The organism is Polynucleobacter necessarius, assembly GCF_900095205.1.
Lineage (GTDB): Bacteria > Pseudomonadota > Gammaproteobacteria > Burkholderiales > Burkholderiaceae > Polynucleobacter > Polynucleobacter necessarius_E.
Genome location: NZ_LT606951.1, coordinates 17,682 through 39,160, shown reverse-complemented (window position 1 = coordinate 39,160; position 21,479 = coordinate 17,682). Strand labels below are relative to the sequence as shown.

At 44.1% G+C, this 21,479-nt stretch carries 18 protein-coding genes and 5 pseudogenes; all 23 read left to right on the top strand.

Annotation, left to right across the window (positions count from 1 at the left end; translation table 11 throughout):
- Nucleotides 1–161: 161 nt before the first annotated feature.
- The 23 genes and pseudogenes from dnaA to atpG all read left to right on the top strand — a co-directional run bounded on the left by dnaA (nucleotide 162) and on the right by atpG (nucleotide 21,460).
- Nucleotides 162–1,583: a chromosomal replication initiator protein DnaA gene (gene dnaA / locus DXE37_RS00215; RefSeq protein WP_231970827.1), complete on the top strand. Its 1,422-nt coding sequence runs from the start codon at nucleotides 162–164 to the stop codon at nucleotides 1,581–1,583.
- Between the two features lie 263 nt (nucleotides 1,584–1,846).
- The gene (dnaN, locus tag DXE37_RS00210) at nucleotides 1,847–2,962 is read left to right on the top strand and encodes a DNA polymerase III subunit beta (protein WP_114636163.1); all 1,116 of its coding nucleotides are present in this window, start codon (nucleotides 1,847–1,849) and stop codon (nucleotides 2,960–2,962) included.
- Between the two features lie 11 nt (nucleotides 2,963–2,973).
- Nucleotides 2,974–5,472, top strand: a complete 2,499-nt coding sequence (gyrB, locus tag DXE37_RS00205; RefSeq protein ID WP_114636162.1) for a DNA topoisomerase (ATP-hydrolyzing) subunit B — start codon at nucleotides 2,974–2,976, stop codon at nucleotides 5,470–5,472.
- Between the two features lie 47 nt (nucleotides 5,473–5,519).
- Nucleotides 5,520–5,969 (top strand): annotated as a pseudogene (locus tag DXE37_RS00200) (SET domain-containing protein).
- A 14-nt stretch (nucleotides 5,970–5,983) separates the two neighbouring features.
- A complete protein-coding gene (locus DXE37_RS00195) occupies nucleotides 5,984–6,214 on the top strand; it encodes a DUF3717 domain-containing protein (protein ID WP_114636161.1) in 231 nt (76 codons plus the stop codon).
- A gap of 89 nt (nucleotides 6,215–6,303) precedes the next feature.
- Complete coding sequence (locus tag DXE37_RS14145; protein ID WP_415066457.1) at nucleotides 6,304–6,597, top strand: ATP-binding cassette domain-containing protein; 294 nt, start codon at nucleotides 6,304–6,306, stop codon at nucleotides 6,595–6,597.
- Complete coding sequence (locus DXE37_RS14140; RefSeq protein ID WP_162786107.1) at nucleotides 6,498–6,872, top strand: ATP-binding cassette domain-containing protein; 375 nt, start codon at nucleotides 6,498–6,500, stop codon at nucleotides 6,870–6,872. The genes DXE37_RS14145 and DXE37_RS14140 overlap by 100 nt, the downstream gene beginning before the upstream one ends.
- A 17-nt stretch (nucleotides 6,873–6,889) precedes the next feature.
- Nucleotides 6,890–7,747, top strand: coding sequence for an ABC transporter ATP-binding protein (locus tag DXE37_RS10685; RefSeq protein WP_415066454.1), 858 nt, complete (start codon nucleotides 6,890–6,892; stop codon nucleotides 7,745–7,747).
- A gap of 64 nt (nucleotides 7,748–7,811) precedes the next feature.
- Nucleotides 7,812–8,998 (top strand): annotated as a pseudogene (locus tag DXE37_RS14135) (ABC transporter substrate-binding protein).
- 16 nt (nucleotides 8,999–9,014) lie between these two features.
- A pseudogene (locus DXE37_RS00180) lies at nucleotides 9,015–9,924 on the top strand (branched-chain amino acid ABC transporter permease).
- A gap of 2 nt (nucleotides 9,925–9,926) precedes the next feature.
- Nucleotides 9,927–10,864, top strand: a pseudogene (locus tag DXE37_RS00175) (branched-chain amino acid ABC transporter permease).
- Nucleotides 10,865–10,955: 91 nt separating this feature from the next.
- A pseudogene (locus tag DXE37_RS00170) lies at nucleotides 10,956–11,729 on the top strand (TSUP family transporter).
- A gap of 107 nt (nucleotides 11,730–11,836) precedes the next feature.
- A complete protein-coding gene (gene mnmG / locus DXE37_RS00165) occupies nucleotides 11,837–13,759 on the top strand; it encodes a tRNA uridine-5-carboxymethylaminomethyl(34) synthesis enzyme MnmG (RefSeq protein ID WP_114636160.1) in 1,923 nt (640 codons plus the stop codon).
- A gap of 84 nt (nucleotides 13,760–13,843) precedes the next feature.
- Nucleotides 13,844–14,287 carry a 16S rRNA (guanine(527)-N(7))-methyltransferase RsmG gene (rsmG, locus tag DXE37_RS11845; protein ID WP_231970825.1) on the top strand — a complete coding sequence of 148 codons (444 nt, stop codon included), beginning with the start codon at nucleotides 13,844–13,846 and terminating at the stop codon, nucleotides 14,285–14,287.
- A gap of 147 nt (nucleotides 14,288–14,434) precedes the next feature.
- The gene (locus tag DXE37_RS00155; RefSeq protein WP_114636159.1) at nucleotides 14,435–15,205 is read left to right on the top strand and encodes a ParA family protein; all 771 of its coding nucleotides are present in this window, start codon (nucleotides 14,435–14,437) and stop codon (nucleotides 15,203–15,205) included.
- 23 nt (nucleotides 15,206–15,228) lie between these two features.
- Entirely contained in the window at nucleotides 15,229–16,119 is an 891-nt protein-coding gene (locus DXE37_RS00150; RefSeq protein ID WP_114636158.1) for a ParB/RepB/Spo0J family partition protein, read from the top strand.
- A 69-nt stretch (nucleotides 16,120–16,188) separates the two neighbouring features.
- Nucleotides 16,189–16,686, top strand: a complete 498-nt coding sequence (locus DXE37_RS00145) for an ATP synthase subunit I (RefSeq protein WP_114636157.1) — start codon at nucleotides 16,189–16,191, stop codon at nucleotides 16,684–16,686.
- Nucleotides 16,687–16,726: 40 nt separating this feature from the next.
- A complete protein-coding gene (gene atpB / locus DXE37_RS00140) occupies nucleotides 16,727–17,602 on the top strand; it encodes a F0F1 ATP synthase subunit A (RefSeq protein ID WP_114636156.1) in 876 nt (291 codons plus the stop codon).
- A gap of 45 nt (nucleotides 17,603–17,647) precedes the next feature.
- Nucleotides 17,648–17,914, top strand: a complete 267-nt coding sequence (gene atpE, locus DXE37_RS00135; RefSeq protein ID WP_114636155.1) for a F0F1 ATP synthase subunit C — start codon at nucleotides 17,648–17,650, stop codon at nucleotides 17,912–17,914.
- 63 nt (nucleotides 17,915–17,977) lie between these two features.
- Nucleotides 17,978–18,448 (top strand): F0F1 ATP synthase subunit B, encoded by a 471-nt coding sequence (locus DXE37_RS00130; protein ID WP_114636154.1) that lies wholly within the window; start codon nucleotides 17,978–17,980, stop codon nucleotides 18,446–18,448.
- A 1-nt stretch (nucleotide 18,449) separates the two neighbouring features.
- A complete protein-coding gene (locus DXE37_RS00125; protein WP_114636153.1) occupies nucleotides 18,450–18,986 on the top strand; it encodes a F0F1 ATP synthase subunit delta in 537 nt (178 codons plus the stop codon).
- A gap of 45 nt (nucleotides 18,987–19,031) precedes the next feature.
- On the top strand, nucleotides 19,032–20,573 hold the full coding sequence (gene atpA / locus DXE37_RS00120; protein WP_114636152.1) for a F0F1 ATP synthase subunit alpha: 1,542 nt from the start codon (nucleotides 19,032–19,034) through the stop codon (nucleotides 20,571–20,573).
- A 17-nt stretch (nucleotides 20,574–20,590) separates the two neighbouring features.
- The gene (gene atpG / locus DXE37_RS00115; protein ID WP_114636151.1) at nucleotides 20,591–21,460 is read left to right on the top strand and encodes a F0F1 ATP synthase subunit gamma; all 870 of its coding nucleotides are present in this window, start codon (nucleotides 20,591–20,593) and stop codon (nucleotides 21,458–21,460) included.
- Nucleotides 21,461–21,479: the final 19 nt, after the last annotated feature.

The window sequence follows — 21,479 nt, the reverse complement described above, 5'->3', positions numbered from 1 at the left end:
ACTAATATGTAGGTGTTTTTCTCTGTTTTTACTCAAATTTCGCATAAATCACTAATTTAAATAGAGATTTTTCTATTATTCTCAAGTTATCCATAGCTTTTCCACGTTTTTCTTGCTTGTGGGTAACTTTGGAGCATCGCTACAATGGATCCTCCAAAAATATGAGCAACCTACAAAATCCCGCCGCCTTGAATTCAACTAGCCCACTGGGGTTTTGGGATGATGCTATCGGCATTTTATCCCGCGAACTGTCACCCCAACAGTTCAAAACATGGATTCAGCCCCTTACTTTGATATCTTTTATTGAAAGTGATGACTCACTAACAATAGGCGCCCCCAACCGATTTAAGCTGGACTGGATAAAAAAAACATTTACCGACCGCTTTCAAGAGTTAGCTGCGCGGTATTTTGGGCGTGCCATTAATGTAAATTTTGCATTAGCAATTGAGCCAACCAGCCCTGCCCCAAGCATCGCTTTAGATAAAGTGCCTCAACCTCTGACATCAAGCGAGGTAGTCGAGCCAAGCATTTCGGTCGATGAAAGTACTTTTAAGATAGAAGATCACTCGAAACTCAACTCAAACCTAACATTTGAGACGTTTGTCACCGGCAAAGCCAACCAACTAGCAAGAGCCGCATCCATTCAAGTTGCACACAACCCAGGAACATCTTATAACCCGATGTTTTTATATGGTGGGGTCGGTTTAGGTAAAACCCATTTGATGCATGCTATTGGCAATCACTTATTAAGAGAAAAGCCAAATGCCAGGATCCGCTATATACATGCCGAACAATATGTGTCTGATGTGGTTCGCGCCTATCAGCAAAAAGCTTTTGACCGCTTTAAGCGCTACTACCACTCCCTTGACCTCCTGTTAATTGACGATATTCAGTTTTTTAGCGGCAAATCCAGAACTCAAGAGGAGTTTTTTTACGCTTTTGAGGCTTTATTAAGCAATAAATCTCAGGTGATTATTACTAGTGATACTTATCCCAAAGAAATGGCCGGTATAGATGATCGCCTTATTTCACGTTTTGACTCTGGTTTAACGGTTGCGATTGAACCGCCAGAGCTAGAAATGCGGGTAGCCATATTAATGAAGAAGGCGATTAGTGAAGGCATCCCTATGAGTGAGGGTGTTGCATTCTTTGTTGCCAAACACCTTCACTCAAATGTACGTGAGTTAGAAGGGGCATTAAGAAAGATTTTGGCTTTTGTACGCTTCCACGGGCGCGAAGTAACTATTGAGGTTGCTAGAACGGCATTAAAAGACCTGCTTTCTATACAAAATCGTCAGATTTCAGTAGAAAACATTCAAAAAGCTGTTGCAGATTTCTACAGTATTAAAGTTGCCGACATGTATTCCAAAAAGCGTCCAGCTAATATTGCGCGGCCGCGCCAAATCGCGATGTTTATGGCCAAAGAACTTACCCAAAAGAGCCTTCCAGAGATTGGTGAATTGTTTGGAGGTAGAGACCACACAACTGTATTGCACGCCGTACGAAAAATTTCTGATGAGCGTGCTCATGATGGGCAACTAAACCATGAAATTCACATTATTGAGCAAACCTTAAAGGCATGATTTTTGGTTGTGGGTAAGTCTGTGGACAACCCAAGGGATAAGTTTGGGGATTAGATGTGGATAAATTGTGGAAAGACTCATCTTCATGCAAAAATAGGGCGTTGGTAGAAAGTTATCCCCCTTTTGTACACGTTTTATACAAAAGTTTTCCACAGGTTTTTTAGTCTTTAATGTGTTGTTATATAAAGGGTTTTTGAGCTATCCACGGAATTTCAAGCCCTTATTACTATTATTACTAAGATATATGCAAGGATTTAAAAACAATGCAACTCGTTAACACTTCACGCGATAGCTTACTAAAACCCCTTCAGGTTGTTAGTGGAATTGTTGAACGTAGACATACACTCCCAATTTTGGCAAACCTATTATTTAAAAAGGTTGGTGAGAAGGTTTCTTTAATCTCAACAGACATCGAGATTCAAATTACAACCAATGCAAACTTTGGGGTTGGTTCGGAGGATGTCACCACTACTGTTGCTGCTAGAAAACTTTTAGATATCTTGCGTGCACTTCCAGAGGGCCCAGTTTTTTTAAATTTGAAAGACAACCGCATGGTTGTGCAAAGTGGCAAAAGCCGTTTTTCCTTACAAACACTGTCTGCTACAGAATTCCCTGTTATGAAAAGTGTTGGTAAAGTTACCGCTTCATGGAAGATGTCTCAAAAAAGTTTTAAGCAATTGATTGGTCAAGTGCACTTTTCAATGGCTCAACAAGATATTCGTTATTACCTAAACGGGATGTTGTTAGTGGTTGAGGGTAAAGAGGTTGTGGCGGTGGCAACTGATGGTCATCGCCTAGCTTATTCGCAGGTTGAGTTGGTGGGGGCTCCATCTGGTTCTGGTCAAAAACAAGAAATCATCATTCCTCGCAAAACTGTCTTAGAGTGCCAGCATTTGTTGGAAGATTCGGATGAGCCTTTAGAAATTAGTTTGACTGCGAATCAAGTGAAGTTCTCTTTTGGTGATATTGAGTTAATTTCAAAATTAGTTGAAGGTAAGTTCCCAGACTTTCAAAGAGTTATTCCTAAAGGTCATAAAAACAGTCTAGTTATTGGCCGTGATGCCTTGCAATCCGCACTTCAAAGAGCGGCCATTTTGACAACGGATAAATTTAAAGGCGTCAGATTTTTCTTATCACCCAATCGCATCACAATTCAATCAACCAATGCGGAGCAAGAAGAGGCGCAGGAAGAGATTGAAACAAATTACGCTGGTGATGCTGTAGAAATTGGATTTAATGTTAGTTATTTACTTGATGTTCTTTCTAATTTAAAAAATGAAAATATTCAGATTAGTTTGGGTGATGCTAATAGTAGTGCTGTGATTACTCTGCCTGGCTCAGAGAGTTTCAAGTATGTTGTGATGCCAATGCGCATTTAACTTAGAACACAATGACTGAAGAAAAAAAAGTAGTAGAGCAGTACGGCGCTGCATCGATTCAAATCCTGGAAGGTCTTGAAGCTGTTCGTAAACGCCCCGGTATGTATATCGGTGACACATCTGATGGGACTGGTTTGCATCATCTCGTATTTGAGGTTTTGGATAATTCAATCGACGAAGCTTTGGCGGGATATTGTTCTGAAATTACAGTAGTTATCCAAACGGATAACTCTATTTCTATAGTTGATAATGGCCGAGGCGTTCCTACTGGTATTAAGTATGACGATAAGCATGAGCCGAAAAGAAGTGCGGCAGAAATCGTCATGACTGAGCTTCATGCTGGCGGTAAGTTTGACCAGAATAGTTACAAAGTATCAGGTGGTCTTCATGGCGTTGGTGTTAGTTGTGTAAACGCACTGTCTAAGTGGTTGAAATTAACTATTCGGCGTGATGGAAAAGCGCACTACATGGAATTTGCGCGCGGCGTTATTCAAAATCGCAATGTAGTAGATGAAGACGGCGTGCTAGTTTCTCCAATAACAGTTACTGGAGATACGGAGCTTTCCGGAACTGAAGTTCATTTTTTAGCAGATGAAACTATCTTTGGGAATGTAGAGTTCCATTATGAAATTTTAGTAAAACGTATTCGTGAACTTTCATTCTTAAATAACGGCGTTCACATTAAGTTGATTGATCAACGCACTGGCCAAGAAGAAGATTTTGCTTTTTCTGGTGGTGTGAAAGGTTTTGTTGAATACATCAACCAAACTAAAAATGTTTTACATCCAAATATTTTTTACGCTGAAGGTGTTCGCCCCTCAGACTTAGGTGGGCAAATTACTGTTGAAGTGTCTATGCAGTGGAATGATAGTTTTAGTGAGCAAGTTCTTTGTTTTACCAACAATATTCCACAACGTGATGGTGGAACCCACTTAACCGGTCTTCGCGCAGCAATGACGCGAGTGATTAATAAATACATCGATGAGAATGAGGTTGCTAAAAAGGCAAAAGCAGAAATTTCTGGCGACGATATGCGTGAAGGTTTGGCCTGTGTTTTATCGGTGAAAGTTCCAGAGCCAAAATTTTCTAGTCAAACCAAAGATAAATTGGTTTCAAGTGAAGTCCGTGGACCAGTAGAAGAAATTGTTGCTGAAGCACTTAGTGCTTACTTACAAGAACGTCCTGCAGAGGCAAAAATTCTGTGTGGCAAAATTGTCGATGCTGCACGCGCTAGGGAGGCAGCCAGAAAAGCGCGTGATATGACACGACGCAAGGGAGTTTTGGATGGTTTGGGCCTTCCTGGTAAGTTGGCTGATTGCCAAGAAAAAGATCCAACCAAATCAGAATTGTTCATTGTTGAGGGCGATTCCGCGGGCGGTTCAGCTAAACAGGGGCGTGATCGTCGCTTTCAAGCAATTCTCCCCTTAAAAGGAAAAATCCTAAACGTTGAAAAAGCGCGCTTTGACAAAATGCTTGCTAGCCAAGAGGTGGTGACCTTAATTGCTGTTCTTGGAACTGGTATTGGTATCGAGGAATACGAGGCTGATAAATTACGCTACCACCGCATCATCATCATGACTGACGCGGACATTGATGGTAGCCATATTCGTACTCTTTTATTAACCTTCTTCTATAGACAAATGCCGGAGTTGATTGAGCGTGGCCACATCTATATTGCTCAGCCACCTCTTTATAAGGTGAAGTTTGGTAAGAATGAGCAGTACATCAAAGATGATAATGAGCTTAATCAATTGTTGTTAAAAATTGCCTTAGAAACAGCATCCCTACAAACACCAACAGACGAAGTGGTTGAGGGTGAAGCATTAAACGAACTTGCTAAACATTATCAAGTGATTCAATCGATCGTCGATCGATTGTCGAGAACTATTGATGAAGATGCGTTACATGCAATTGCCTCTGGAACACCGCTCAATCTTGATACCGAGAAATTAGCAAATGAATCTGCTGATCGTTTAAGACAAGCGCTTGCTGATTCACTGAATCCTTTGGCCTTGCCACCTGAAATTGTTGTCCAAAAAGAAGAGCGTACAGAGCGATTCCGCTTATTGTTGTCGCGTCGAATACACGGAAACCTAAAACTTTCATCCATTAACTCTGATTTTGTACAGGGCGATGATTATCAGAGTCTTGCTAATGCAGCTGCGGTTTTATCAGGAAAAGTGGTGCCAGGTTCAAAAGTTCGTCGTGGTAATCCGGATAAAAATCAAAAAGAGCAAGCTGTTGGTGATTTTAGAGCGGCCTTTGCTTGGTTGCTATCAGAGGCTGAGCGCGTGCTTAGTCGTCAACGCTATAAAGGTCTTGGTGAGATGAACCCATCTCAGTTATGGGAAACCACCATGGATGCAAACTCCAGAACGCTTTTGCAAGTCAAGATTGAAGACGCCATTGCCGCTGACCAAGTCTTTACGACTTTGATGGGTGATGAGGTTGAACCTCGTCGGGCCTTTATTGAGAAAAACGCACTTATTGCACGTAATCTAGACGTTTAAATATGGCAGATAAAAAACTAAAACCACCAAAAGTGGATTAATCTTCCATTGTTGTGAAATCATCACCAATTCATGGCAAGGGCGTTTTTGTTGCTAAACCCATAAAAAGGGTCAAGCAATCATTGAATACAAAAGGGAGCGAATTAGTTGGAAGTTGGCTGAGAAACGCCACCCACATGATCCGAAAGACCCGAACCACACCTTCTATTTTTCTTTAGAAGATGGATACGTGATTGATGCAAAATACGGTAGCAACGCTGCTTGCTGGATATAGCACTCTTGTAAGCCTAGTTGTGAAATTAGAGAAGATGCATTTAATGGAAAGCCGCATGTTTTTATTTACGCCAAAAGGAATTTAAAGGTCGGCGAAGAATTGTTTTATGACTACTCATTAGATATTGGTGAGTCGCATCACCAAGAAAATCAAAAAAGATTATGAGTGCCGTTGTGGCGCCAAAAAATGCCGTGGCACCATGCTTGCAATTAAAGAGAAATAAAACAGACCTTTATTATGCTGTTTGTAACGATTCAGGAGCGCGAGGCTGCCATTAACTACTGGCGCAGCCATCACCCATCAGAGGGCAATGAATTGCAGCTCTACCCAGAAGCTTCTGCTCTAGCCAAGCCATATGCATTGATGATTGTTCAGGGTACTCAACGAATTCCAATGGATGTTCTAGATGAATTGGCGCGCGCGCTGCCATCCATCAGCTCCAAAAACCAAGTAACCCATTTTTTTTGATCCCTCGGCTGTTTAGGGTTATTGCTATTTATAGACATCCTTTCTTGGGGTGTTCTCATATTCTCGCTCCCAATTAGGGGGTAGAGGGTATGAGATTGCAAGAAATAATATTAAAAACAATTGAACTGGGAAAATCTTTTAAAGGGTTTTCTGCGGTCACTGATGTGAACTTAGACGTCATTCGTGGAGCCATTCACGCTTTGATTGGCCCAAATGGCGCTGGTAAGACGACATGTTTTAATTTGTTGACAAAGTTTTTGGAGCCTCTAGCAGCGGACAAATCTTGTTCAACGGTTTTGACGTTACTAAAGAGGCTCCGGCACAGATTGCCCGAAGGGGCGTCATCCGGTCTTTTCAGATTTCGGCTGTATTTCCACATTTGACTGCTCTAGAAAATGTTCGTGTTGCACTGCAGCGAGGTTTAGGGACAGAGTTCCATTTTTGGAGGTCTGGCGATTCATTAAACGTATTAAATGAGCGTGCTTTAGAGCTTCTTCATGAGGTTGGCTTGGAAGGATTTGCCGCCGAGGAAACCTTGAACTTGGCTTATGGGCGCAAAAGGGCGCTTGAAATCGCCACCACGCTTGCCATGGAGCCTGAGTTGATGCTTTTGGATGAGCCCTACCCAGGGCATGGGACACGAGGACGTGGAGCGTAACCGAGTTAATTGATCGCGTGGCCAAGGGCCGCACTATTTTGATGGTTGAACACAATATGAAGGCGGTTTCTTCAATTGCCGATCGAATTACGGTGTTACAACGTGGCCCAGTATTGGCGGAGGGTTCTTACCAAGAGGTTTCTAACAACCCCTTAGTTATTGAGGCTTATATGAGCACCATGGCGCTAGAGGTTAAAAATTTAGAGTCCTGGTATGGCGAGTCCCATATTTTGCATGGCGTTAACTTCGTTGTGCGTGATGGGGAGGTTGTTACTCTGTTGGGCAGAAACGGTGCTGGTCGTAGTACCATTCTGAAAACTATTTTGGGTTTGACTAGCAAAAGAACGGGATCTGTTCAAGTTTATGGAACAGAGACGATCTCCATGTCCACCTACAAAATTGCCCGCTTAGGCGTCGGCTTTTGTCCGGAAGAAAGAGGAATCTTTGCAAGCTTAAGTACCGAAGAAAATTTATTGCTTTTGCCAGAGATTGCTCCGGGTGGCATGGGTTTGGATAAAATTTATGAAATGTTTCCAAACCTTTATGAGAGACGCAATAGTCCTGGCACCCGTTTATCAGGTGGCGAGCAACAAATGTTGGCAATGGCGCGAATGCTAAGAACTGGCGCTAAGCTTCTGTTGCTTGATGAAATTACCGAAGGATTGGCACCAGTCATTGTACAAAAGCTAGGTGAAGCTGTAACAAGCTTGTGCAACAAAGGGTTCACCATTGTGTTGGTTGAGCAGAACTTCCGTTTTGCGGCGCCTTTGGCTGATAGACATTATGTTGTCGAGCATGAAAACGTGGTTGAGGTTGTAAATCAAAATGGGCTTACTGAAAAAGCGGCATTATTAAATGAGTATCTTGGTATTTAGTGGTTTCCTATAGGAGATAGAAACGAAGTTAAAGCAAATAACCGCGTGTCTGGTTGCGGCAACCATGTTTGGTTCCAATCCAGTTTTTGCGCAAAGTGGATCTAAAGTAAGTGGTGAAGTGGTGAAGATTGGTGTGTTGACCGATCTTTCTTCAACCTATTCTGATTTGGCTGGCCCAGGCGTGGTAATTGCTGCAAAGATGGCGATTGCGGACTTTTCTAAAGATGGCACAGTCATTGGTAAAAAGATTGAATTGGTTAGTGCTGATCACCAAAACAAGGCTGACATTGCAGCGAATAAAGCCCGCGAATGGTATGACAAAGACGGCGTTGATGTCATTGTTGAGTTGGTTTCAACCAATGCGGCTTTGGCTATAATGGAAGTGGCAGAGCAAAAGAACAAGATCACCCTGGTCTCGGGCGCAGCCTCCTTATCCATCACGAATGAAAAATGTACTGCCAATAACGTACATTGGACATATGACACTTATGCACTTTCAAATGGTACAGCTAAGGCTGTTGTAAAGCAGGGTAAAAAGAATTGGTACTTTATTGCTGCCGACTATGCCTTTGGTGCAGCTTTAGAGAAAAACTCGACCAACGTAGTTAATGCAAACGGTGGCAAGGTTCTTGGAACAAGTAAGCACCCATTCCCGAATAGCGACTTCTCTTCTCTTACCTCTTGAAGGCTCAAGCAAGTGGCACTGATGTAGTTGCTTTAGCCAATACTGGGCAAGATACTATTAATAACGTTAAGCAAGCGCCCGAGTTTGGTATCAACAAGAAACAAACCGTTGTTCCTTTGTTAATGTTTATTACCGACGTTCACTCTTTGGGTTTAAATGCTGCTCAGGGTATGTACCTTACAGAAGGCTTCTATTGGGATAAAGATGAAAAGACTCGCGCGTTTGCAAAACGCTTTATCTTGCAACATAAGCATATGCCATCCAGTGTTCAGGCGGGTGTTTATTCATCCGTTCTTGCGTATTTAAATGCTGTACAAAAAGCGGGTACTGATGACACCCAGGCTGTAATGAAAGCCCTCAAATCTACCAACATTGATGATGGTCTATTTAAAGGCAAGATTCGCGCGGATGGCAAGTTTGAGCACGACATGTATTTGCTTGAGGTGAAAAAATCTTCCAAATCTACAACCCCATGGGACTACTACAACATCAAGGCGGTGATTCCTGCTGCTGAAGCAACACAACCGCTTTCATTGTCACGATGCAAGCTGGTTACTAACAAGTAATTGATCCCTATCTCGTATGTTTGAACTTCTTGGAATTACCCCTCAAGGGCTGATAGCCCAGCTCTTGGTGGGGCTTATCAATGGCTCGTTTTATGCCATATTGAGTTTGGGATTGGCCATTATTTTTGGCCTTCTCAACATTATTAATTTTGCACATGGTGCCCAGTACACCATGGGTGCTTTTATTGCTTGGATTGGTTTAACTCAGATTAGTCAATGGCTTGGCTTTCCTGAACTATCAATTAACTATTGGTTTGCATTAATTGTTGTGCCCCTAGTGTTGGCTGGTTTTGGTTTAATTCTTGAACGTACGATGTTGCGTCGCCTGTATCACCTAGACCATCTATATGGCCTCTTGTTGACCTTTGGTTTGGCGCTCATTATTGAGGGCATGTTCCGCCATTGGTACGGGATCTCCGGTGAAAGCTACCCAGCCCCTGAAATTTTGCAAGGAGCAATTCTGCTCGAATCTATTGGCATTATCTTGCCGAAATACCGCTTATGGGTCGTGGTGATTTCTTTAGTGGTGTGTTTCTCCACCTGGTACGTTATTGAAAGAACTAAGCTCGGCGCTTACTTGCGTGCGGACACTAAAAATTCTAAATTGCTTCAAGCTTTTGGCATTAACGTGCCCCTAATGATCTCTTTGGCGTAGGTTTGGCTGGTTTCGCAGGTGTTTTGGCGGCTCCTATTTTTCAAGTAAACCCTTTGATGGGTTCTAACCTCATCATCGTTGTTTTTGCGGTAGTGGTGATTGGTGGCATGGGATCCATCATGGGCGCCATTCTGACTGGATTGGGCCTGGGCCTTGTTGAGGGCCTCACCAAAGTCTTTTATCCAGAAGCCTCTGGCGCGTAGTCATTTTTGTGATTATGGCAATTGTGTTGTTGATTCGTCCTGCAGGACTGTTTGGGCGGGAGAAGTAATCATGAATCCAAAAACAAAATTGCTTTACGGCATATTGGTTCTTATTGCCCTGTTATTGCCGTTCCAGGATTTTATTTATCTTGTCTTTGCAATGAAGGTGTTGTGCTTCGTCATTTTTGCTTGTGCATTTAACTTGCTTTTGGGTTTTACTGGTCTATTGTCATTTGGTCATGCCGCATTTTTTGGAACCGCAGCCTACATTACCGCCTACTTTTGCAAAGTAGGCCGGCCTTTCTCCTGGGCTTGGGATTGTTTTAGGGGTGTTTGGTTCTGGTGTATTGGGCTTTTTAATTGGCTCATTAGCTATTCGTGGGCAAGGCATCTATTTTGCAATGGTGACTTTAGCGCTATCGCAAATGGTTTGCTTCTTTGGCGGTTCAACTTCCGTTTACTGGGGGTGAGGACGGTATCCAAGGTGTGCCACGTGGAATGTTGTTTGGCTTTATTGACTTAAAAAACGATGTTGCCATGTACTATTACTATTTTATATTGGCAGTTTTCTTATTTGGTTTTGCCGTCATCATGCGCGCAGCTTACTTTCCATTTGGGTAGGTGTTGAAGGCGATACGCGAGAACGGGCCGCGTGCCATTTCTTTGGGTTATGACGTTGATAGACTTAAGTTAATGTCGTTTGTTATTTCTGCGGCCCTCTCGGGGTTAGCAGGTTCAATGAAGTCTTTAGTGTTCCAGTTAGCAACGTTGACCGATGTTCATTGGCACATGTCAGGTGAAGTTGTGTTGACGACTTTGCTTGGTGGAATGGGAGCTATTCTTGGGCCCGTCGTCGGCGCGGGGATTGTTGTTGGCTTGCAGAACTATTTAGCCAACATTGGATCTTGGAGCACGATCGCAACAGGATTTATTTTTGTAATTTGCGTTTTGGCATTCCGTCGCGGTGTGGTTGGCGAAATTGCTGCGTACTATAAGAACAAAAACTAGTTTTTGTTTTTTCCTTTTATTATTTGTTTCTAGTACGGCGCCAATTTTTAATTGCGCCGTACTCACTTAAATAAAAGAGACCTTTCATCGAATTTTCTATTTACATTTGGCCGCTATTTTTTGGCATAGCTTTTTTGCTGGCCTAGTTGATGCAGTAGCTGGCGGCGGCGGACTCATACAAGTTCCTGCGCTTTTTGCAGCCTATCCAGAGGCGCCACCAGCCACACTCTACTGTCTACCAATAAATTTGCCTCTGTTGGCGGAATGCTGAATGCTGCACGTAAATTTTTGCGCCATGTTTCTTTGCCGTGGGGTTTGGTTGGTGTAGCGATTGTGGCGGCCTTTGTTGGCTCTCTCATGGGGGCAAATGCTGTAAGTCACTTTCCAGCAGAGCCTTTACGGAAAGCCCTCCCCTTTGTTTTGGTTTTCTTATTAATTTATACCTGGTTTCAGCCCACACTCGGTGATGCTCATCAACCAAGGGCTGCAAGCCATTATCAAAAATTTAAAGCCTTGTTGCTTGGCCTTGTTATTGGTCTTTATGATGGATTCTTTGGCCCAGGAACAGGAAGCTTTTTACTATTCGGTTTTGTGCGTTTTTTTGGGTTTGATTTTTTGCATGCCTCAGCGGCAACCAAATTGGCAAATGCGCCAACTAATTTGGCTGCAATTTTGATGTTAGCTAGTCTTGGTCAGATTAATTGGTTGCTTGGATTTGCCATGATGTTTGCCAATATTGCAGGCGGTCAGTTTGGTGGTAGCCTCGCAATTAAACATGGAAGCGCTTTTGTTAGAAAGGCTTTTTTTGCTGATCGTAAGCGTGCTAATACTTAAGTCAGCGTGGAACGCATATTTCTATAATTAAATCAATGGCTTAGAGATTTGCCTTTCATTTTTTTGATTGTATGTCTCTAAATTGTTTCACGTGAAACAAACAAAATGCTATGATCATTGCCCTATCAGAGGCAAATCATGCGTTATTCTAAAAATTTCGATGTCATTGTGGTTGGTGGCGGTCATGCCGGGACCGAGGCTGCCCTTGCGTCTGCTCGAATGGGTTGCGACACTCTTCTAATTACCCATAGCATTGAAAATCTAGGCGCCATGAGTTGTAACCCATCCATTGGCGGGATTGGCAAGGGACATTTGGTTAAGGAAATTGATGCAATGGGTGGCGCCATGGCGGCGGCTACCGATGAGGCTGGAATACAGTTTCGTATTCTGAACTCTAGTAAGGGCCCTGCTGTCCGCGCCACTCGCGCCCAAGGTGATAGGGTTCTCTACAAGGCCGCAATTCGCCGTCGTTTAGAAAATCAACCCAATTTAAGCTTGTTTCAGGCTGCCGTTGACGATTTGCTGGTTCATGGCGATGAGGTTCGGGGTGTGCTTACACAAATGGGGTTGGAGTTCGTAGCCAAAAAAGTTGTACTTACTGCCGGAACATTTTTAGATGGCAAGATCCACGTTGGTTTAAATAATTATGCTGGTGGTCGCGCTGGTGACCCCGCCGCAGTTTCTCTATCTGCCAGACTCAAAGAGTTGAAGCTACCACAGGGAAGGTTAAAGACGGGCACCCCGCCCCGCATTGATGGCAGAACAATTGATTTTTCTGTCATGCTTGAGCAGCCAGGAGATTTAGATCCTATGCCTGTTTTCTCTTACTTGGGTCGCCCAGAGCAACACCCCAAACAGGTTCCTTGTTGGATTTCTCATACAAACGAGAAAACCCATGACATTATCCGAGGCGGCTTAGATCGCTCGCCAATGTATACGGGAGTAATTGAAGGTGTTGGCCCGCGCTATTGTCCATCAATTGAAGACAAAATTCATCGCTTTGCCTCCAGAAACAGCCATCAAATCTTTTTGGAGCCTGAGGGTTTAACTTCGAATGAGTTTTATCCCAATGGAATCTCAACTAGCTTACCCTTCGATGTTCAGTGGAATTTGGTTCGAAGTATCCGAGGCATGGAGTCTGCGGTAATTGTGCGTCCTGGATATGCAATTGAGTACGATTTCTTTGATCCTCGCCAATTACGCCACAGCCTTGAAACAAAGGTAATTAAGGGTTTATATTTTGCAGGCCAAATTAATGGTACAACCGGTTACGAAGAGGCGGCGGCGCAGGGTATGCTTGCAGGAATTAACGCTGGTTTGGCATCTAAAGGTAAGGAGCCTTGGTTGCCTAAGCGTAGTGAATCTTATATTGGCGTTTTAGTAGACGATCTGATTACTCGAGGTGTTCAAGAGCCCTATCGCATGTTTACCAGCCGGGCTGAGTACCGCTTAAGTTTGCGTGAAGACAACGCAGACATGCGTTTAACGGCTATTGGTCGTGATCTTGGGTTGATGGATGATTATCGCTGGGGGGTGTTTTGCAGAAAACAAGAGGCTGTTTCACGTGAAACATCTCGTTTGCAGGACATTTGGGTTGGTCCAAAACACGAGGCAGCGCCCCTGGTTTCAGAGTTATTGGGACAAGACCTCTCTCACGAATGCAATTTAACGGAGTTATTACGGCGTCCAGGCGTTACTTACGAAGCTATTACCGCTTTGGGTAATGGCATGTGGGCCCCCAACTTTCTCGATGAAGACCTTGGACTAGCCACCCAAATTAGCGATCAAGTGGAGATTTCGGTTAAATATCAAGGTTACATTGATCGCCAAGCGGTAGAAATAGCTCGCCAAGAGCATAACGAAACCTTCCCTCTTCCTGGATCGCTCGATTATTCACAAGTTTTGGGTTTGTCTAAAGAAGTTCAGCAAAAATTAAATTTGCATAAACCAGAAACATTGGGGCAGGCTGGCCGTATTTCTGGGGTAACGCCTGCAGCGCTTTCGCTCTTGTTGGTGCACCTTAAAAAGGGTTTGGGTCGCACCCAAGAAACGCATGAGTGACGGCTTGCTTGCTTTGGGAATACAAGAGCTTAAACTAGAGTTAAGCCCTGCTAATATTGCTGATTTAGAGCTTTTTTGCAATAAATGGGGTGCTGGAATCAGGTGCATAACCTTACTACGATCGAGGGCGAGAAAGATTTTATAAGTTTACATCTTATTGATTCTATTGCAGTTTTGCCTGTACTAAGACGGTTTTTAAAAGACTCAAGCCCCAGAATTGCTGATCTTGGCTCTGGTGGTGGGTTGCTGGCGATACCTATTGCAATCCTGCAGCCTGAGTGGCGATTAACTTTAATTGAGGCCATTCGGAAGAAAACGGCATTTTTGCAGCATGTACGCGGAAAGTTAAAGCCAAAAAATATTGAAGTGCTTAGCGAGAGGGTTGAATATGTTGCTGTGCAACAACTAGGTCAATTTGACGCAGTAATTTCGCGCGCTTTTTCCAAACCTTGCACGTTTTTTAGAGTTGTCTTTGCTCTATCTAAAGCCCGACGGCCTTGTTTTTGCAATGAAAGCCAAGCGTGCTGATGAAAAAATACAAGATGTTTGTATGGAAGATTGGCGACTCGTCACGGATGAGCCTCTTCATATTCCTAATTTGGCGGTAGAGCGGCGCCTATTGGTGTTGGCCCCCGTGAGAAAATCCCCCCCTCACCTCTTAAGTAAAAGGTACCCATGGCAAAAATTTTCTGCATTGCAAATCAAAAGGGTGGCGTTGGTAAGACCACTACAGCTGTAAATTTGGCCGCAGGCTTAGCCGGCTTACAACAGCGCGTGCTGTTAGTCGACCTTGATCCTCAAGGTAATGCAACGATGGGCTCTGGAGTTGAAAAGGCTGATTTAAATACTAGCGTATATCAAGTGTTGATTGGCATGTCCTCAGTTAGGGACTGTGCCAAACGTTGTGAAAGCTCTGGTTACGATGTGTTGCCCGCAAATCGTGATTTAGCTGGAGCAGAAATTGAATTGGTCGATTTGGGTTTACGGGAGTCTCGTTTAAAAGATGCGCTTGCAGAAGTGACGAATGACTACGACTTTATTTTGATTGATTGTCCACCTACACTGTCTTTGCTAACGCTAAATGGATTATGTGCAGCAAATGGAGTGATTGTCCCAATGCAGTGTGAATACTTTGCATTGGAAGGACTCTCAGATTTAGTAAATACCATCAAGCAGGTGCATGCGAATTTAAATCCCGATTTAGTGATCATTGGATTATTGCGCGTGATGTTTGATGCGCGCATGACATTACAACAGCAGGTATCCGATCAGTTGCTTGAACACTTTGGCGACAAGGTGTTCAAAACTATTATTCCGCGCAATGTGCGTCTTGCCGAAGCCCCGTCCTACGGGCTTCCTGGTGTTGCATTTGACAAATTATCTCGCGGTGCAAAGGCTTATTTAGAGTTTGGTGCGGAAATGGTTGAGCGTATCAAGCAGATGTAATTTCTAAAAAGAATATAAATAATATGGTTGCTATTAAGAAAAAGGGTTTGGGAAGAGGTCTCGAGGTTTTGCTTGGAGAAAAAACCTTAGAAACAAAACCTTCGGGCGAGATTAATCGTTTGCCGCTAACTGCACTTCAAGCTGGCAAATATCAGCCGCGCCAAAAAATGGAGGCCGGCGCGTTGCAAGAATTAGCAGAGAGCATTCGCGAGCAGGGTGTAATGCAGCCATTGTTGGTTCGCCTAGTTGCTCCTGACAAATACGAAATTATTGCAGGCGAAAGACGTTTTCATGCGGCAACTATTGCCGGCTTAAAAGAAGTTCCTGTATTGGTTTCGGGTGCGGATGACCAAGCTGCTGCAGCAATGGCCTTAGTAGAAAATATACAGCGTGAGGATTTAAATCCTCTTGAAGAATCACAAGGCTTGGCTAGATTGATCGAAGAATTTGGCTTTACACATGAGCGGGCCGCGAAAGCGGTAGGAAAGTCTCGTAGTGCAATTACAAACCTATTGCGACTCATCCAGTTGGCAAAGCCTGTACAAGCCATGTTGCTTGCAGGCGATATTGATATGGGGCATGCACGCGCACTTCTGCCGCTGCCGGGCGCTAGTCAGGTGGCTTTGGCGCAAAGAATTTCCGCACAAGGTTTATCTGTGCGCGAGGCGGAAAGGATGACGGCAGCTTTGGTAATTGCCGGCGGTCAAATAGGCGACAAAAAAACGAAAAGTAAGTCTGGTGCCTCTACGCCCAGCAGCGATCCCGATATGCAGCGGTTAACGCAAGAAATCGCAGATTTAATCGGTTTAAATACTGAATTTAAGCTCAAGGGTAAAGGTGGAGAGCTCAGAATTCGCTTTAGCCAATTTGACGAACTAGATTCCTTGTTAAAAAAGTTGGGTATTGAGTCATAAATTAGGCCGAAAAATGTCCCCAAATACTTTGACATATTGCACTGCACACATTAAACTTTCGGGGCTAAATTGATTCCTCAAAAAAATCAATTTTCCGAGGCAAATGAATGGGATGAGCCCGAAGAGGAAGTAATTCGGGTCTACAGCAGGGAAGAAATTGTTGCGTTGCAGCAAAGCAACGCGTCAAAATACAGGGCCCTTTCGCCTTGGAAAATAGTATTGACTCAATTGTTGATTACAGCGATCAGCATGGTGATTTGGTCGTTTTTTGGGGAGCCGGTAGGGGTAAGCCTTTATACTCAGTCGGCCTTTTTAGGTGGTTTAATTAGCGTCTTGCCTACAACGTTGTTTTTAATAAGGTTGGAATTGGCAAAAAAATCGCAAAGAAGATTGAATTCAGGAAGATTTTTAGCGGCATTGGTTTCTGGCGAATTTATCAAAATCGTCGTAACGCTAATGTTGTTTATAGGGGTAGCGTATTTCATCCCTGGCGTGCTTTGGGTCCCCTTGTTGGTGACTTACCTGCTTGCCTTGAAGTGTGTTTGGCTAGCGTGGTTGTGGCGCTAAGTAGTGACAATTGAGATTGAAACAAAGGACTAGTTAAGAGATGTCTAGCGAAGTACACCAAGCCCACGAGGCAGCAGAGCAAATGACGCCAACGGCGTACATTTCTGAGCATTTACAAAACCTCACCAACACTGGTGAGCGTCAATCTTCCATTATTGATTTCAGCGTTATTAATTTAGATACTATCTTTTGGGCCTCGTTGATGGGCTTGATCGCAGTATTTATTTTGTTGATCGCAGCGCGTCGCGCTACTCCAGGCGTGCCAGGCAGATTTCAGTGCCTAGTAGAGATGATCGTTGAAATGGTGGATACGCAAGCTAAGAGCATTGTTCATGGCAATCGCACGTTTATTGCGCCACTCGCCCTTTTTGTATTCTTTTGGATCATCCTCTTAAATACCCTCGACTTAATTCCAGTGGACTGGGTATTGGGCGTGAATGGCTTCATCGAAAGTTTTGGTGTGCATGTGCCTCACCACAGAGTGGTTCCTACAACTGATTTGAATGCCACTATTGGCATATCGCTTTCTGTTTTGCTTTTAGTGTTCTTCTACAGCTTCAAGGTAAAAGGTTTTGGCGGCTTCTTGCACGAATTGATATCTGCGCCTTTCGGAGCGAAATGGTATTTAGCGCCATTTAATCTTGCTTTAAACATTATTGAATACTTAGCGAAAGGCGTTTCTTTGGGAATGCGACTTTTCGGAAATATGTACGCTGGCGAATTGGTCTTTTTGTTGATCGCCCTGCTCGGTAGCGTATGGACATTTAATTTAGATTTATCCCTGTTCGGATTGGTGGGCCACGTTATTGCTGGATCAGCTTGGGCCATCTTCCACATTTTGGTAATTTTGTTGCAGGCCTTTATTTTTATGATGTTGACTTTGGTCTACATTGGGCAGGCGCATAGCCATCACTAAGATTTTATTTTTAACTTACCTCTTTTAACTTCAGGAGTCAGTAACATGCAAGCATTTTTAGCAACTATTCAAGGTTCAACAGCTATCTGTATCGGCATCATCATCGGCCTCGGCGCGATCGGTGCATGTTTGGGTATCGCATTGATGGGTGGTAAATACATCGAAGCTTGTGCACGTCAACCAGAATTGATGGAACCACTCCAAACTAAAATGTTCCTTTTGGCTGGTTTGATCGACGCTGCGTTCTTGATTGGCGCTGGTGTTGCAATGTTGTTTGCTTTCGCAAACCCACTGCTCGCAGTTATTAAGTAATTGTTTTGGCATGGGTGACCAACGGGTCATCCAACTGTTCTCAACAATACTGAAAGGAATATCGTGAATCTGAACGCGACCCTATTCGCGCAAATGATCGTTTTCTTCGTCTTATGGTGGGTTGTTGCACAATTTGTGTGGCCACCGCTAGTTAAGGCGTTAGATGAGCGTTCAAGCAAAATTGCTGATGGTTTAGCAGCTGCCGAGCGTGGCAAAGAAGCGCTTGCGCTAGCTAGCAATGAAGCCGAGCAAGAATTAAATAAAGCACGTCAAGAAGGTGTTCAACGCGTTGCTGAAGCCGAAAAACGTGCACAAATGTCAGCCGAAGAAATTCGTGCTAACGCACAGGCTGAAGCCGCTCGAATCATTTCTCAGGCGCAACAAGATGCAGCACAGCAAGTTACTCGTGCCCGCGAAGTTTTGCGCGCAGAAGTTGCAGTGCTTGCTGTTAAAGGTGCTGAGCAAATTTTGCGTCGTGAAATTGATGCGAAAGCGCACGGCCAATTACTTGACCAACTAAAGGCAGAACTTTGATATGGCTGATTTAGCCACCATTGCACGTCCTTATGCGGAAGCGCTTTTTCAAAGCACTAAGCCGGCTGAGCTCGCTGGATGTTTGGAGCAATTAAATGAATTAGCGCAACTTGCCGCTATGCCGGAGATTGCTGCTTTGTCGAACAACCCAAAAGTATCCGCTGACGATTTAAGCAAGCTACTTTCTGGCATGGTTAAGACCAAGCTAGATGGAAAGGTTGCCAGCTTTTTAAATCTTGTAAATCAAAACCACCGCTTATCAGCTGTTCCTGAAATTGCTAATCAGTTTGAAGCAATGAAGAATAAGAGCGAAGGTGCGGCAGAAGTAAACATTACCAGCGCATTCCCTTTAGAGGGTTCTGCGTTAAATGATTTGTTGTCAAGCTTGAAGAAGCGCTTTGGGGGTAAAGAATTGCGCCCAACTATTCAAGTTGATCCAACATTGATTGGCGGAGTACGCATTCAAGTTGATGATGAAGTGATGGATAGTTCAGTTAAGGCCCAGTTAGCTCAAATGCAAGCAAGTCTTGGCGCATAAGTGATCCCTATTAAGAACATACGAAATAAGACCCAGGAGCAAGTAATGCAACTCAACCCTTCCGAGATCAGGGAGCTGATAAAAAGCCGAATTAGCGAATTGGGTGTTGACTCCCAAGTTCGCAACGAAGGCACTGTTATTTCAGTGACCGACGGTATTTGCCGCGTACATGGCTTGTCAGGCGTTATGCAGGGCGAAATGTTGGAGTTTCCTAACAACACTATCGGCCTCGCATTAAACCTTGAGCGTGATTCTGTTGGTGCCGTAGTGCTGGGTGAGTACACCCATATTAAAGAAGGCGACCCAGTGAAATGTACTGGCCGCATTTTGGAAGTTCCAGTTGGCCCAGAATTGCTCGGTCGCGTTGTAAACGCTCTCGGTCAGCCGATTGATGGCAAAGGCCCAATCAATACAAGGTTGACTGACTTCATTGAAAAAGTTGCTCCTGGCGTTATCGCACGTCAGTCTGTTAGCCAGCCAGTTCAAACTGGTTTGAAGGCGATTGATGCGATGGTTCCAATTGGCCGTGGTCAGCGTGAGTTGATCATTGGTGACCGTCAAACTGGTAAGACAGCAGTTGCGGTTGATGCGATCATTAACCAAAAAGGCAAAGGCGTTTATTGCATTTATGTGGCGATCGGTCAAAAAGCTTCCACGATTGCTAACGTTGTTCGCAAACTCACAGAATTGGGCGCAATGGAGTACACCGTTGTTGTTGCAGCGAGTGCGTCTGAGTCTGCAGCGATGCAGTATCTCTCTGCATATGCAGGTTGCACCATGGGCGAATACTTCCGCGACCGCGGTGAAGATGCTTTGATTGTTTACGACGACTTGACTAAACAAGCCGTTGCTTATCGTCAAATTTCCTTGTTGCTCCGCCGCCCACCAGGCCGTGAAGCATATCCTGGCGACGTGTTTTATCTCCACTCACGTTTGCTTGAGCGCGCTGCTCGTGTAAATGCCGAGTACGTTGAGAAGTTCACCAACGGCGCAGTAAAAGGTAAAACTGGCTCTTTAACAGCATTGCCAATTATTGAAACTCAGGCTGGTGACGTTTCTGCATTCGTTCCAACCAACGTAATTTCGATTACCGACGGCCAGATCTTCTTGGAAACAGACTTGTTTAATGCCGGTATTCGTCCTGCGATCAACGCCGGTATTTCTGTATCCCGCGTTGGTGGAGCTGCACAAACTAAAGTTATTAAAAAATTGTCTGGTGGTATTCGTACCGACTTAGCGCAATATCGTGAATTGGCAGCGTTTGCTCAGTTCGCATCCGACCTCGACGAAGCTACCCGCAAGCAGCTTGAGCGCGGTCGTCGCGTTACTGAATTGTGTAAGCAAGCACAATACAAGCTACTCCAAGTTTGGGAAATGGCTGCTTCACTCTACGCTGTGAATAATGGCTTCTTCGATGACCTTGAAGTGAAGAACGTATTGGCTTTCGAAAAAGGCTTGCAAGATCATTTGAAATCTAAGTATGCTGACTTAGTTGCACGTATTGAAGAAACTAAAGACTTGAGCAAAGATGATGAAGCTGCTTTGCGCGCCGCCATTGAGGATTACAAGCGTTCTGCCTCTTTCTAAGAGGGCTCGCATAAATCATGGCAAGCACAAAAGAGATACGATCTAAGATCAAGAGCGTGCAAAACACACGCAAGATCACGAAGGCAATGGAAATGGTCGCCGCATCTAAAATGCGTCGCGCCCAAGAGCGCATGCGTAATGCGCGCCCTTACGCCGAAAAAATTCGTGAGATTATTGCTAACCTTTCTAAAGCAAATCCTGAGTTCCGCACTGCTTACATGGCAACTCGTGAAGTGAAGAAGGTTGGTACGATTTTGGTTACAACAGACAAAGGCTTGTGCGGCGGTTTAAATACCAACGTCTTGCGTTTGATTGCTAACCAAGTGCGCGATTTGCAAGATAAAAATATTGAGATTGCGTACACCGCAATTGGTTCAAAAGGTTTGCAATTTTTGAATCGCTCAAAAGCAAAGCTCATTTCTCAAACTATTCAAGTTGGCGATACGCCACATTTGGATGTTTTGATTGGTGCAATAACAGCCCAATTAGAAGCGTTTGAGCGTGGTGAGATTGATGCTGTTTATTTGGCGTACACCCGCTTTGTAAATGCAATGAAGCAAGAGCCTGTTTTAGAAAAACTCTTACCTTTGAAGCCAGAGACTTTGACTCCAGAAGAGAAAGCAGGGAACTCTTGGGATTACATCTACGAACCTGATGCAGAGTCCATTTTAAATGGCCTGTTAAAGCGTTACGTTGAGGCAATGATTTATCAGGCAGTTGCTGAAAACATGGCTTCTGAGCAGTCTGCACGCATGGTCTCAATGAAGGCTGCCTCCGACAATGCGAAGAACGTAATTGGCGAATTGCAATTGGATTGCAACAAGACACGGCAAGCCGCTATTACTAAAGAGTTGTCAGAGATTGTTGGCGGAGCGGCTGCGGTTTAAGCGGTCAGCGTTTAGGAAT

What these genes read in the sequence shown, in the direction of transcription:
- DXE37_RS00155 (WP_114636159.1), top strand. Translation starts at nt 14,435, where the DNA reads ATGGCAAAAATTTTCTGCATTGCAAATCAAAAGGGTGGCGTTGGTAAG.
- atpG (WP_114636151.1), top strand. Translation starts at nt 20,591, where the DNA reads ATGGCAAGCACAAAAGAGATACGATCTAAGATCAAGAGCGTGCAAAAC.
- DXE37_RS00195 (WP_114636161.1), top strand. Translation starts at nt 5,984, where the DNA reads ATGCTGTTTGTAACGATTCAGGAGCGCGAGGCTGCCATTAACTACTGG.
- mnmG (WP_114636160.1), top strand. Translation starts at nt 11,837, where the DNA reads ATGCGTTATTCTAAAAATTTCGATGTCATTGTGGTTGGTGGCGGTCAT.
- DXE37_RS14145 (WP_415066457.1), top strand. Translation starts at nt 6,304, where the DNA reads ATGAGATTGCAAGAAATAATATTAAAAACAATTGAACTGGGAAAATCT.
- dnaN (WP_114636163.1), top strand. Translation starts at nt 1,847, where the DNA reads ATGCAACTCGTTAACACTTCACGCGATAGCTTACTAAAACCCCTTCAG.
- atpE (WP_114636155.1), top strand. Translation starts at nt 17,648, where the DNA reads ATGCAAGCATTTTTAGCAACTATTCAAGGTTCAACAGCTATCTGTATC.
- DXE37_RS00125 (WP_114636153.1), top strand. Translation starts at nt 18,450, where the DNA reads ATGGCTGATTTAGCCACCATTGCACGTCCTTATGCGGAAGCGCTTTTT.
- rsmG (WP_231970825.1), top strand. Translation starts at nt 13,844, where the DNA reads ATGGGGTGCTGGAATCAGGTGCATAACCTTACTACGATCGAGGGCGAG.
- atpB (WP_114636156.1), top strand. Translation starts at nt 16,727, where the DNA reads ATGTCTAGCGAAGTACACCAAGCCCACGAGGCAGCAGAGCAAATGACG.
- DXE37_RS00150 (WP_114636158.1), top strand. Translation starts at nt 15,229, where the DNA reads ATGGTTGCTATTAAGAAAAAGGGTTTGGGAAGAGGTCTCGAGGTTTTG.
- gyrB (WP_114636162.1), top strand. Translation starts at nt 2,974, where the DNA reads ATGACTGAAGAAAAAAAAGTAGTAGAGCAGTACGGCGCTGCATCGATT.
- atpA (WP_114636152.1), top strand. Translation starts at nt 19,032, where the DNA reads ATGCAACTCAACCCTTCCGAGATCAGGGAGCTGATAAAAAGCCGAATT.
- dnaA (WP_231970827.1), top strand. Translation starts at nt 162, where the DNA reads ATGAGCAACCTACAAAATCCCGCCGCCTTGAATTCAACTAGCCCACTG.